This is a genomic window from Pseudomonas sp. S06B 330 (assembly GCF_002845275.2).
In the GTDB taxonomy this organism is placed as follows: Bacteria; Pseudomonadota; Gammaproteobacteria; order Pseudomonadales; family Pseudomonadaceae; genus Aquipseudomonas.
Genome location: NZ_CP088149.1, coordinates 4,070,775 through 4,082,896, shown reverse-complemented (window position 1 = coordinate 4,082,896; position 12,122 = coordinate 4,070,775). Strand labels below are relative to the sequence as shown.

Here is a 12,122-nt window from a genome sequence, read left to right as displayed (position 1 = left end):
GCGATCGGGTGTGAAACGGCCGCAAAACCAGGCCGTGCGATTGTCAGACCCAGCGAGGTGACCGAGTTGCGACAGCCCTGCAGTCGATCGCAGCCTCGTGCCTCGGCAGCGGCTACAGCAAGTAGCTATGGCGGCCGACTATTTTCCGACAATCCGTGAAGCGCCACAAAAAAGCCCCGACAGTTTGCGCTGACGGGGCTCTCTTGAAACCGATGGATTACTCCGGGTCGGCCGTTTTCTCCGGCTGATGCGACAGGCTGTAGACGTAGGCCGCCAGCAGATGGACCTTGTCGTTGCCCTGAATCGATTCCTGTGCAGGCATCTGGCCCTGACGGCCGTAACGGATGGTCTGCTGCAGTTGCGCGAAGCTCGAGCCGTAGATGAACGCCTGTGGGTGGGTCAGGTTCGGCGCGCCCATGGCAGGGGTGCCTTTGCCTTCCGGACCGTGGCAAGCCACGCAGTTGGCAGCAAAGATTTTCTGGCCATTGGCCGGATCCGCTTTTGCACCTTCTGGCAGTTTGCGTCCATCGAGGTTGGTCAGGACGTACGCGGCAACGTCAGCCACGCCTTGCTCGCCGATGACTTCCGACCAGGCAGGCATCACGCCATGACGACCGCCCATGATGGTTGCCTTGATGGTTGCCGGGTCACCGCCCCAGCGCCAGTCGTTGTCGGTCAGGTTAGGGAAGCCGTAAGCCCCTTTGGCGTCGGAGCCGTGGCACACCGAGCAGTTGGAGGCGAACAGGCGGCCACCCATCTTCAGGGCTTGCGGATCTTTGGCCACTTCTTCAATAGGCATTGCCGCAAATTTGGCGAAGATCGGCCCAAACTTGGCGTCGGCACGTGCCATTTCCTTTTCCCACTCGTGCACACCGGTCCAGCCCGGCTGACCGTTGGCGAACTCGGTCTTTTTCTCATTGTCGACGTACTGGTAGCCCGGCAGGATGCCTTTCCAGTTGCCCAGGCCCGGGTACAGCACCAGGTAACCCAGCGCGAAAATGATGGTGCCAACGAACAGCATGAACCACCACTTTGGCAGCGGGTTGTCATACTCCTCGATGCCGTCGTAGGCATGGCCCACGGTTTCTTCGGTGGTTTCGCTGCGCTGCCCCTTACGGGTAGACAGCAGCAGCCAGGTCAGGGCGAAGATGGTACCCAGACTCAAAACGGTGACGTACAGACTCCAGAAGGTAGTCATTCGTTGTTACTCCTAGACGCTTTCGCTTGCGCTTGCTCGACGTGCTTGCTGGCTTCGGGATCATCCGCGAAGGGCAGCATGGTCGCTTCGTCGAACTCAGACTTGCGCCGAGAACTGAATACCCACAACGCCAGGCCGATAAAGGCCACCATCACGACGACGGTGCCCAGGCCACGAATCATCCCGATATCCATCAATGTCACCGTTTGCTTTTGATGATGGTGCCCAGGCCTTGCAGGTAGGCAACCAAGGCGTCCATTTCAGTCTTGCCCTTGACCGCGTCGCGGGCACCGGCGATGTCTGCATCGGTGTACGGCGTGCCGAGGGTACGCAGGACGTCCATCTTCTTGGCCGTGTCCTTGCCGTCGAGGTGGTTCTCGACGAGCCATGGGTAGGCCGGCATCTTCGACTCGGGCACAACGTTGCGCGGGTTGTACAGGTGGGCGCGGTGCCAGTCATCGGAGTAGCGGCCGCCGACACGGGCCAGGTCCGGACCGGTACGCTTGGAGCCCCACAGGAACGGGTGGTCCCAGACGCTTTCACCGGCTACCGAGTAATGGCCGTAGCGCTCGGTTTCGGCACGGAACGGACGAATCATCTGCGAGTGGCACTGCACACAGCCTTCGCGAATGTAGATGTCACGGCCTTCGAGCTCCAGCGCGGTACGTGGCTTCATGCCTTCGACCGGCTTGTTGGTGACGTCCTGGAAGAACAGCGGGACGATCTGGGTCAGGCCGCCGATGCTCACGGCGATGACCATGAAGAAGGCCAGCAGGCCAATATTCTTCTCTAGTACTTCATGCTTCATCAGTGAGCTCCAACTACAGCGATCTGAGCGGCGGCTTCAGCTTCGGCCGGCTTCGAGGCGCGCACGGTACGGTAGACGTTGTAGGCCATCAGCAGCATGCCAGAGGCGAAGAACGCACCGCCCAGGGCACGGACGATGAAGCCTGGATGGCTGGCCTGCAGGGCTTCGACGAAGGAGTAGGTGAGGGTGCCGTCATCGTTGATTGCACGCCACATCAGGCCCTGGGTGATGCCGTTGACCCACATCGAGGAGATGTACAGTACGGTACCGATGGTCGCCAGCCAGAAGTGCGCGTTGATCAGGCCGATGCTGTGCATCTGCTCGCGGCCATAGACTTTCGGGATCATGTGGTACAGGGCGCCGATCGAAATCATTGCTACCCAGCCCAACGCGCCGGCGTGTACGTGGCCAACGGTCCAGTCGGTGTAGTGCGACAGCGAGTTAACGGTCTTGATCGCCATCATCGGACCTTCGAAGGTCGACATGCCGTAGAACGCCAGCGATACCACGAGGAAACGCAGGATCGGGTCGGTGCGCAGCTTATGCCAGGCGCCCGAGAGGGTCATCATGCCGTTGATCATGCCGCCCCAGCTTGGCGCCAGGAGAATGATCGACATGGCCATGCCCAGCGACTGTGCCCAGTCCGGCAGGGCGGTGTAGTGCAGGTGGTGAGGGCCTGCCCAGATGTAGAGGGTGATCAGCGCCCAGAAGTGCACGATCGACAGGCGATAGGAGTAGATTGGACGCTCGGCCTGTTTCGGTACGAAGTAGTACATCATGCCGAGGAAGCCGGTGGTCAGGAAGAAACCTACGGCGTTGTGGCCATACCACCACTGGATCATCGCGTCGGTAGCACCGGAGTAGGCCGAGTAGGACTTGAACAGGCTGACAGGCAGGGACGCGTGGTTGACGATGTGCAGCATCGCGGTGACCACGATGAAGGCACCGTAGAACCAGTTACCGACATAGATGTGCTTGGTTTTACGCTTGACGATGGTGCCGAAGAACACCACACCGTAGGTGACCCAGACAATGGCCAGCAAAATGGCAATCGGCCATTCCAACTCAGCGTATTCCTTGGTCGTGGTGTAACCCAGCGGCAGGGTAATGAGCGCACCGACGATCACCGCTTGCCAACCCCAGAAGGTGAAGGCTGCGAGGCTGTCGGAAATCAGTCGCGTCTGGCAGGTACGCTGCACGACATAATAAGAGGTGGCAAACAGTGCACAGCCACCGAAGGCGAAAATCACCAGGTTGGTGTGCAGTGGGCGCAGGCGTCCAAAACTCGTCCATGGCAGGTCCAGGTTCAGCTGGGGCCATACCAGTTGCGAGGCGATGAAGACTCCAAGCCCCATGCCAAGGATCCCCCAGACCACCGTCATGATGGCGAACTGGCGGACGACCTTATAGTTATAAGCAGTCGGACTGATTGCTGTGCTCATTCTAAGGTTCCACGGTTTGGGTGTTTTTGTAGGTTAAAAAATCGGCGCAAGTATGTATAAACCGTGTGGTTATTGCAACGCGATGGCTCCCGCGCCGACCTTTGCCAAAGCCCGTTCTACCGCTGTTCCGGGTCTTGTTGGCGGACGAAGTGTACACAATTATCTGCTTGATATGTGTACCGTTATTCATCTTTTCTTGTCCAATCGGTCAAGCTTGTAGTGACCCTTTTCCGTTGTTCAATAACCGGTAAGAAGAGGTCGAGCCGATCCCATCTGCCTTTGCACGCATTCTTCAACTGTAGCGACTGCGCAAAGGAACGTACGGGCCTTTGGTTGCGGTCGCTGTGGCAACAAGCTTAGTTGCGATCAAGGCGGGTGCAAGGCGGGGTGGCGGGGGAGGTGCGACACTTGGTCGCAAGGGAAGGGCGGAACCGCCGCATCCGGAAGGATGCGGCGGTTTCAGTCAAGGCTCAGTTACGCGATGATTTTACTTGGCAGTGACGCTTTCGCCCTGAGTCGGTTCATCTTGGGACAGGCTGTAGACATACGCGGCCAACAAGTGAACCTTGTCGTTGCCCTGGATGGCTTCCTGTGCCGGCATCTGGCCTTGGCGACCATAGCGAATGGTCTGTTGCAGCTGGGCAAAGCTCGAACCGTAGATGAACGCTTGCGGGTGAGTCAGGTCCGGGGCGCCCATCGCTGGCATACCTTTGCCCTGTGGGCCATGGCACGCTACGCAGGTGGTGGCGAAAAGCTTCTCGCCGTTGCTGACATCCGCCTTGGTGCCCTCTGGCAACTGACGACCATCGAGGTTGGTCAGAACGAACGCGGCCACGTCAGCGACACCTTGCTCGCCAATCACTTCGGCCCAGGCCGGCATGACACCGTGGCGGCCGCTCATGATCGACTGCTTGATGGTCTCCGGCTCGCCGCCCCAGCGCCAGTCCTTGTCGGTGAGGTTAGGGAAACCGTAGGCTCCCTTGGCGTCCGAGCCGTGGCACACCGAGCAGTTGGAGGCGAACAGGCGGCCACCCATTTTCAGCGCTTGCGGATCCTTGGCCACTTCCTCTACCGGCATGGCAGCGAACTTGGCGAAGATCGGGCCGAACTTGGCGTCTGCCTTGTCCATTTCTTTCTGCCATTCGTTGACCTGGGTCCAGCCGTTCTCATAGCCGGGCAGGATGCCTTTCCAGTTACCCAGGCCGGGGTAGAGGATCAGGTAGCCAACGCCGAACGCCAAGGTGCCGACGAACAACCAGAACCACCACTTGGGCAGCGGGTTGTCGTACTCCTCGATGCCGTCGAAGCTGTGGCCCATGGTCTGGTCGCTGGTCCCCGGCTTTTCGCCCTTGCGCGTGGCCAGCAGCAGCCAGGTCAAGCCGATCAGGCTGCCGATGGTCAGTACGCAGATGTACGTACTCCAGAAGGTGGTCATTGCCCGTTACTCCTCGGTGCGGGTTCGTTGGCGGCAGGTGTCAGGCGGTCATCGGCGAACGGCAACAGGCTTGCTTCGGCAAACTCGCGGTCACGCCGACCATTGAATACCCACAGCGACAGGCCGATGAAGGCGATGGCCACCAACAGGGTGCCCAGGCCGCGCAGCTGGCCGATATCCAGTGTGAAGTCCATGGCCCTTACCTCTTGTTCTTGATCGCGGTGCCGAGCACCTGCAGGTAGGCAACCAAGGCATCCATTTCGGTCTTGCCCTTGATCGATTCCACTGCACCGCTGATATCCGCATCGGTGTAAGGCACACCGAGAGTGCGCATGGTGCGCAGCTTGGTCTCGGTGTGGCTGCTGTCGACCGGGCTGGCCACCAGCCATGGGTAGGCCGGCATCTTCGACTCGGGCACAACGTTGCGCGGGTTGTACAGGTGGGCACGGTGCCAGTCATCGGAGTAACGGCCGCCTACGCGGGCCAGGTCTGGACCGGTACGCTTGGAGCCCCACAGGAACGGATGGTCCCAGACGCTTTCACCGGCTACCGAGTAATGACCGTAGCGCTCGGTTTCGGCACGGAACGGACGGATCATTTGCGAGTGGCACTGCACGCAGCCTTCGCGGATGTAAATGTCACGGCCTTCGAGTTGCAGCGCGGTGTACGGCTTCATGCCCTCGACCGGCTTGTTGGTGACGTCCTGGAAGAACAGCGGGACGATTTGGGTCAGGCCGCCGATGCTGACGGCAAAGACCATCAACAGCACCAGCAGGAAGACGTTCTTCTCGATTACTTCGTGTTTCATCTCGGTCTCCTCAGGCCAACTGCGTAGCGGCAGGGGCGGTCGCGGTCACCGGGGCACGCACGGTGCGCCAGGTGTTCCAGGCCATCAGCAGCATGCCGGTGAGGAAGATTGCCCCGCCAACGAAGCGCACGATGAAGCCAGGGTGGCTGGCCACCAGGGTTTCGACGAAGGAGTAAGTCAGAGTGCCGTCGGCGTTGACGGCGCGCCACATCAGGCCTTGGGCGATACCGTTGACCCACATCGAGGCGATGTAGAGTACGGTGCCAATGGTGGCCAGCCAGAAGTGCGCGTTGATCAGGCCGATGCTGTGCATCTGCTCGCGACCGAAGACTTTCGGGATCATGTGGTACAGGGCGCCGATAGAAATCATCGCTACCCAGCCCAGAGCGCCAGCATGGACGTGGCCGATGGTCCAGTCGGTGTAGTGCGACAGGGCGTTGACGGTCTTGATCGCCATCATCGGACCTTCGAAGGTCGACATGCCGTAGAACGCCAGCGATACCACGAGGAAGCGCAGGATCGGGTCGCTGCGCAGCTTATGCCAGGCACCCGAGAGGGTCATCATACCGTTGATCATGCCACCCCAGCTTGGCGCCAGGAGAATCAGCGACATGATCATGCCCAGCGATTGGGCCCAGTCAGGCAGGGCGGTGTAGTGCAGGTGGTGTGGACCTGCCCAGATGTAGAGGGTGATCAGCGCCCAGAAGTGCACGATCGACAGGCGATAGGAGTACACCGGACGTTCAGCTTGCTTGGGCACGAAGTAGTACATCATGCCGAGAAAGCCTGCCGTCAGGAAGAAGCCCACGGCGTTGTGGCCGTACCACCACTGGACCATGGCGTCAGTGGCGCCACTGTACAGTGAGTAGGACTTGGTCATGCTGACCGGCACTTCAAGGTTGTTGACGATATGCAGGATCGCCACGGTGATGATGAACGCACCGAAGAACCAGTTGCCCACGTAGATGTGCTTGGTGGTGCGCTTCATCAGGGTGCCGAAGAACACCACGGCGTAGGCGACCCAGACGATGGTGATCAGGATATCAATCGGCCATTCCAGCTCGGCGTACTCCTTGGAACTGGTATAACCCAGCGGCAGGGTGACGGCGGCCAGCACGATCACCAATTGCCAGGCCCAGAAGGTGAATGCGGCAAGGCGTGGTGAGAACAGGGTGGTCTGGCAAGTTCGCTGGACCGAATAGTAGGAGGCGGCGAACAGCGCGCAACCACCAAAGGCGAAGATCACCGCGTTGGTATGCAGCGGGCGCAGGCGCCCGAAGCTGGTCCAGGGGAGGTCGAAGTTGAGCGAAGGCCAGACGAGTTGCGCGGCAAGAAAAACGCCGAGCCCCATCCCGACGATTCCCCACACCACCGTCATAATGGCGAATTGGCGGACCACCTTGTAGTTGTAGGCGGTACTGCTGGTTGTGTTCATGTATGGGTTCCCATCCACGGTTATAGGCAGGCTAAATAGCGAGGTAAGCATGAGTAATGGGCAAGTGGCCGGTATTGACGGGGATCAATGGGCGCAGCTGCTCGAACGTCGTGGCTGGCGCTGGAATGCCCCGCAAAATCAGGGGGATGGCGAGGATTTAGGCTGTCTGATTCTGGCCCACGGAGCGGGTGCGCCAATGGACAGCGGGTTCATGGAGGAAATGGCGCAAAGGCTGGCAGCACAAGGGCTGGGCGTGTTGCGTTTCGAGTTTCCTTATATGGCGCAGCGGCGTCTCGATGGTGGCAAAAGGCCTCCAAATCCGCAGGCCAAACTGCTTGAATGCTGGTGCGAGGTGTACCAACAGGTGCGACCATTGGTCGCTGGGTCGTTGGCCGTTGGCGGCAAGTCAATGGGCGGGCGGATGGCCAGTCTGCTGGCCGATGAACTGGGCGCCGATGCGCTGGTGTGTCTGGGCTATCCGTTCTATGCCGCAGGCAAACCGGAAAAACCGCGGGTGGCGCATCTGGCTGAATTGAACACGCCAACGCTGATCATTCAGGGTGAACGGGATGCGCTGGGCAATCGGCAGACAGTGGAGGGATATACGTTATCGCCAGCGATTGAGTTGTGCTGGCTGGAGGCGGCGGATCATGACCTTAAACCCTTGAAGGCATCGGGGTTCAGTCATGCCGATCATCTGGCGACGGCGGCGCAGAAGATTGCAGCGTTTTTGCGTTAATAGGGGAGTGGAGCGGATTTATCCGCTCCACTCGTTCAGTGCAGCACGCAGGCTTAACCGCGGTATTCACACAGGTAAGCGGTGTCCACAGCCACTTTCAGTTGAAACTTGCTGTTGGCCGGTACATTGAACTGGCTGCCAGCGCTAAAGGTTTCCCAGTTGTCGCTATCCGGTAGCTTGACGGTCAGTGCGCCAGACACCACGTGCATGATTTCACGCTGGGCAGTGCCGAATTCGTACTCGCCGGGGGCCATCACGCCGACCGTGGCCGGACCTTCAGCGGTGCCGAACGCAATCGACTTGACCGTGCCATCAAAGTACTCGTTGACCTTAAACATGGGCGACTCCTGAAAAGGGGCTGAAAAGATTGGCCAGTATGCCCAAGGCGCCTGGCGCCGTCATCCGCTTTCAGGTGCCGTGGGCCGGTAGGCTCAGGGGCAGCAAGCGTGCGGTGTTGCGTGCATCTTCAAGGGCACGATGCTGTACTCCGCAGAACTGCAGGCCAGCCAGTTGCAGGGCACCGTTAAGGCCCAGCGGGCGCTGGAGCTGGCGAGCTTTGGCGAAGCGTTGCTTGAGGTTGATATGCGGCAAATCGGCCAGCAGGCTGTGCAGCTGATGCAACTGCCACTCTTGCAGCAACTGCAGGCGATCGTAGTCGCCCCAGCTGACCCAAGCTTGCAGGTGCCCCCGGTGATGCCCGATCCAGCGCTCGAACTGGCCCCAGACTTCGTTGAAGGGTGCGGCTGCGTCAACATTGGCCTGGCTGATATGGGTCAATTCGCGGCAAAAAGAGGTAAGTTGCGGGCGTCGCCGTGGTTTGACGAAGCGCTGAAAATGATCGACTTCCCGACCCTGGCGATTGACCAGCGTCGCACCGATTTCGATGACTTCCATATCCGTAACTGGCCAACCACCATCATCGGTGGTTGCTTCCAGGTCGATCACCAGCCAATGCCCCATAGTAGGCTCCCTTGCAAGACTCGCTAGAGCGTAGCCAAACTTGCACGCTTGGGGTATCCCCTGGCGTTTTGCCGGTAACTGCCATTTGCCACAATCGATGGTTGTGCAGCGCCCGGAAAACGCCTAGCTTAGTCTGATTCCGGTTAAGACCCGCAAAGAGTGTGTTGCTTTGACTCCCACGTCCATGCCGCAGGCTGTGCCTTTCCTGTTCATGTTCGCTAGCCTGTGGCTGGCGTCGCCGGCCCAAGCGGTCGAGACAGTAGAGGTCAAAGTCGGTGCGGCACATTTCCCTCCTTATACGGTCCGTCCAGAAAAGGGTGCCGAGACCGGGCTGTTGCCGCAGTTGGTCGAGGCGCTCAACAACGCGCAGCAGCGCTACCATTTTGTCCTGGTACCTACCTCGATCCCGCGTCGATTCGGTGATTTTCGCCAGGGACGCACCGACATGGCGATTTTCGAGAATCCGCAGTGGGGGTGGCAGGGCATCGAGCATGTGGCGGTCGATATGGGCTTGGAAGATGCCGAGGTGTTCGTCACCCATCTTCAGCCCGACCGGGATGAGCGCTATTTCGCTGATCTGCGTGGTAAACGTCTGGCCCTATACAGCGGCTATCATTACGCGTTTGCCGGCTTCAATCCTGATCCCGACTATCTCACCACGCATCACAATGCGACGCTGACCTACTCTCACGACAGCAATCTGCTGATGGTCCAGCGCGGTCGGGCCGATGTCGCCCTGGTCACGCGTTCCTACCTGAGCGACTTTCTGGTGCGCAACCCGCAGAGTGTTGACCAGTTGCTGACCTCCCAGCGGGTCGATCAGGTCTATCACCATTACGCCTTGCTACGCCCTGGCGCACCGATCAGCGGGCTGGCGTTTTCCAGCCTGTTGCAGCAATTGCGCGACAACGGCGAACTGCTACGCATTTTTCAGCCTTACCGGATCAGCGTGACCACGCCTGAGGTGGACTAAATTTCGCTGTGGCGGCGACGTTCACAAAGGTGAGCACTTTTCCTTTGTGAGCTAAGACCATGCCGTTTGATACCGCATCGCAAACGTTATCCTTACCCCGCTGGCGTAGTCTGGAGGCCGATGAAAGTGATTGCCAACTGAGCCTTGTGCTCGAAGGCAAGCCGCTGATTCGTGTACGACTGGAGCGTGGCGATACGCTGCAAGTCCATCTGCAAGAGCTGGCACAGGACTGTTTGCAACAGGCCTTGTGGGCGGCCTGCTATTGGTTGTTTGCCCGTGATCCTGGCTGCCAGTGCCTGACCTGGCACGTCAATGAGCCACCGATGGAAGCCTTGTTCAGTGGTTTGCTGATTGCTCAGCCTCAAGCGGGTGTCTATCGCTGTGAAAGGACACCGTTCTGGCAATTAGCGCAACCTTGGCTGGGGCAGGCCTTTGCCGGTGCCTATCCGCAACAGATGCAGATCACTGAAGGCAAGCGCCATCCACGTCGTGCGCCGAAACCCCGTGGTGAAGTGTACCGGCGCTTCGACGCGCGGCTGGGCGCTTGGGTGTCTTTGCGCACCTTGGAGATCGACACAGACCTGGAGCGCTTCAATCGTTGGCAGAACAACCCGCGGGTGGTGAATTTCTGGCAAGAGGGTGGCAGCCTTGAACAGCACCGTGACTACTTGAGCAAACTGCAAGCCGACCCGCACAGCCTGACCCTTATCGGTTGTTTCGATGATCAGCCCTTTGCCTATTTCGAGGCCTACTGGGCCAAGGAAGACCGTATCGCCCCGTTCTATGCGGTCGGTGACTATGACCGTGGCATTCATATGCTGGTCGGTGAAGAGCATCACCGTGGGCCGCACAAGGTGGCCAGCTGGCTGTCTGCGCTGGTGCACTACCTGTTTCTCGATGATCCGCGCACCCAGCGGGTGGTGGCCGAGCCGCGGGCTGATAACAGCAAGATGATCGGCTACATGCACGATCAATGCTTTCATTGCGAGAAAGAATTCGACTTCCCGCACAAGCGGGCAGCCTTGATGGTGTTGGGGAGGGAGCGCTTCTTCGAGCGTTGCAGGCTTGCCTGAGGCTCAAGCTGTAAGTTGCAAGCTACAAGCTGCAAGTAGGTCTGTGCTTGCCGCTTGAAGCTTGATCCTCTCAAGCCCTCTGGCTTGAGACTTTCCGACAGTGCACCAAGGCATCGCGGATCATGAAGTTGACCAGCGTCGGTGAGACGCCCAGTTCTTTGGCGATGTCCTTTTGTGGCACACCGTGCAGGCGATACATCTCGAAGGCGTAACGCGTGCGCTGCGGCAGTTCGTTCAACGCATCGGCAATGTGTTCCAGGGTGGCGAAGTTGATATGCGCAGCTTCCGGTGAAGCGCCCTGAACCACCACGTTTAGACCTTCCTCTTCACTGCCGCAATAACGCAGTTCCATGGACTGCTTGCGGTAGTGGTCAATGGCCAGGTTGCGCACGATCTGGAACAGGTAGCTGAGCTGGGCCTTGAACGATGAGGTAATTTGCGGTGCCGAGTTCAGTCGAAAGAAAGCGTCCTGCACCACGTCTTCAGCGCGGGAACGGCAGCCAGTAATACGGGCGGCGATTTTGACCAGAATGTTGCGGTTGTCGACAAACGCCTGGAGTAACGGTGAATCGCACTTACTTGTGGACAGTTGTTCCGCCATGGAAATCACCTTGTTTCTAACGAGGAAGGGAAGCTTTCTGAGTTTTGGGATGCTTCCTACGACGTGCGACAAACTATTCTTAATGATAATTATTGTCAAATGAGAAAAGTAATCCATCTCTGAATTTTTCGCTATAAGCAATGAAGTGTGATCCGCTTCAAATTGACGCTCGGCCTGATCGTCCTGGACATGGCGCGTTAATAGGTTTTTTTGGGGGGTGGTGTGCGGGGGGGCAGGGCTTATCCGTTTGATGTGGTGACGCTGCCGGCCCCTTCCGCCTTTACGGCGGCCTACTTTTTTCTTGGAAAAAGTAGGCAAAACCGCTTGCTCCTGCATACGGCCCTACGCTGCGCTACGGGTCCCCTCGCTTCGGCACCTTCCGGGGCCACGCGGCCTACGACTTGCTTCGCCAAGTCTACGTCTCGCGTCTTCGGCTAACGCCGAAGGTGCTGCGCACTGCCCCTACAGGTACCTCCACTCGGCCTTCTGAAGTCGCAGTCGCGGCGCCTGAACTTGCGCGTATGAAGATCAAGAGCAGAGCAGGGCAGTGCGAGGAGTTGCACTGCTCTTGTGGGAGCTGGTCTTACCAGCGATGCAGACACCGCGCAGCAACTGACACCGAGTCGATACCATCGCAAGCGCACCGGCCC

At 59.1% G+C, this 12,122-nt stretch carries 14 protein-coding genes; 3 read left to right on the top strand and 11 right to left on the bottom strand.

Annotation, left to right across the window (positions count from 1 at the left end):
- Positions 1 to 217 precede the first annotated feature (217 nt).
- From ccoP (CX511_RS18145) to ccoN (CX511_RS18110), 8 genes are all read right to left on the bottom strand, one after another.
- Positions 218 to 1,198 (bottom strand): cytochrome-c oxidase, cbb3-type subunit III, encoded by a 981-nt coding sequence (gene ccoP / locus CX511_RS18145; RefSeq protein WP_045188862.1) that lies wholly within the window; start codon positions 1,196 to 1,198, stop codon positions 218 to 220.
- Positions 1,195 to 1,392, bottom strand: coding sequence for a CcoQ/FixQ family Cbb3-type cytochrome c oxidase assembly chaperone (locus CX511_RS18140; RefSeq protein WP_010225992.1), 198 nt, complete (start codon positions 1,390 to 1,392; stop codon positions 1,195 to 1,197). The genes ccoP (CX511_RS18145) and CX511_RS18140 overlap by 4 nt, the downstream gene beginning before the upstream one ends.
- Positions 1,393 to 1,397: 5 nt before the next feature.
- Positions 1,398 to 2,006, bottom strand: a complete 609-nt coding sequence (gene ccoO / locus CX511_RS18135) for a cytochrome-c oxidase, cbb3-type subunit II (protein ID WP_045188859.1) — start codon at positions 2,004 to 2,006, stop codon at positions 1,398 to 1,400.
- Complete coding sequence (gene ccoN / locus CX511_RS18130; RefSeq protein WP_038613180.1) at positions 2,006 to 3,448, bottom strand: cytochrome-c oxidase, cbb3-type subunit I; 1,443 nt, start codon at positions 3,446 to 3,448, stop codon at positions 2,006 to 2,008. Before ccoN (CX511_RS18130) ends, ccoO (CX511_RS18135) begins: the two co-directional genes overlap by 1 nt.
- 487 nt (positions 3,449 to 3,935) lie before the next feature.
- Positions 3,936 to 4,883 (bottom strand): cytochrome-c oxidase, cbb3-type subunit III, encoded by a 948-nt coding sequence (gene ccoP, locus CX511_RS18125; RefSeq protein WP_045188856.1) that lies wholly within the window; start codon positions 4,881 to 4,883, stop codon positions 3,936 to 3,938.
- On the bottom strand, positions 4,880 to 5,077 hold the full coding sequence (locus CX511_RS18120; protein ID WP_045188855.1) for a cbb3-type cytochrome oxidase subunit 3: 198 nt from the start codon (positions 5,075 to 5,077) through the stop codon (positions 4,880 to 4,882). Before CX511_RS18120 ends, ccoP (CX511_RS18125) begins: the two co-directional genes overlap by 4 nt.
- 5 nt (positions 5,078 to 5,082) lie before the next feature.
- Positions 5,083 to 5,691, bottom strand: coding sequence for a cytochrome-c oxidase, cbb3-type subunit II (gene ccoO / locus CX511_RS18115; RefSeq protein WP_038613174.1), 609 nt, complete (start codon positions 5,689 to 5,691; stop codon positions 5,083 to 5,085).
- Positions 5,692 to 5,701: 10 nt separating this feature from the next.
- The gene (ccoN, locus tag CX511_RS18110) at positions 5,702 to 7,126 is read right to left on the bottom strand and encodes a cytochrome-c oxidase, cbb3-type subunit I (protein WP_045188853.1); all 1,425 of its coding nucleotides are present in this window, start codon (positions 7,124 to 7,126) and stop codon (positions 5,702 to 5,704) included.
- Positions 7,127 to 7,175: 49 nt separating this feature from the next.
- On the opposite strand from ccoN (CX511_RS18110), the gene CX511_RS18105 reads away from it, so the two are divergent.
- A complete protein-coding gene (locus CX511_RS18105) occupies positions 7,176 to 7,865 on the top strand; it encodes an alpha/beta family hydrolase (protein WP_101291806.1) in 690 nt (229 codons plus the stop codon).
- A 53-nt stretch (positions 7,866 to 7,918) separates the two neighbouring features.
- On the opposite strand, the gene ppnP is transcribed toward CX511_RS18105, so the two are convergent.
- Entirely contained in the window at positions 7,919 to 8,203 is a 285-nt protein-coding gene (gene ppnP / locus CX511_RS18100) for a pyrimidine/purine nucleoside phosphorylase (RefSeq protein WP_010225980.1), read from the bottom strand.
- A gap of 70 nt (positions 8,204 to 8,273) precedes the next feature.
- Positions 8,274 to 8,825, bottom strand: coding sequence for a 3'-5' exonuclease (locus CX511_RS18095; protein WP_045188844.1), 552 nt, complete (start codon positions 8,823 to 8,825; stop codon positions 8,274 to 8,276).
- Positions 8,826 to 9,036: 211 nt separating this feature from the next.
- Between CX511_RS18095 and CX511_RS18090 the strand changes: the two genes are divergently transcribed.
- The gene (locus CX511_RS18090; protein ID WP_101291807.1) at positions 9,037 to 9,798 is read left to right on the top strand and encodes a substrate-binding periplasmic protein; all 762 of its coding nucleotides are present in this window, start codon (positions 9,037 to 9,039) and stop codon (positions 9,796 to 9,798) included.
- Between the two features lie 59 nt (positions 9,799 to 9,857).
- Positions 9,858 to 10,871 (top strand): GNAT family N-acetyltransferase, encoded by a 1,014-nt coding sequence (locus tag CX511_RS18085; RefSeq protein ID WP_045188837.1) that lies wholly within the window; start codon positions 9,858 to 9,860, stop codon positions 10,869 to 10,871.
- 70 nt (positions 10,872 to 10,941) lie between these two features.
- On the opposite strand, the gene CX511_RS18080 is transcribed toward CX511_RS18085, so the two are convergent.
- Entirely contained in the window at positions 10,942 to 11,472 is a 531-nt protein-coding gene (locus CX511_RS18080; RefSeq protein WP_045188835.1) for an RNA polymerase factor sigma-70, read from the bottom strand.
- Between the last annotated feature and the right edge of the window lie 650 nt (positions 11,473 to 12,122).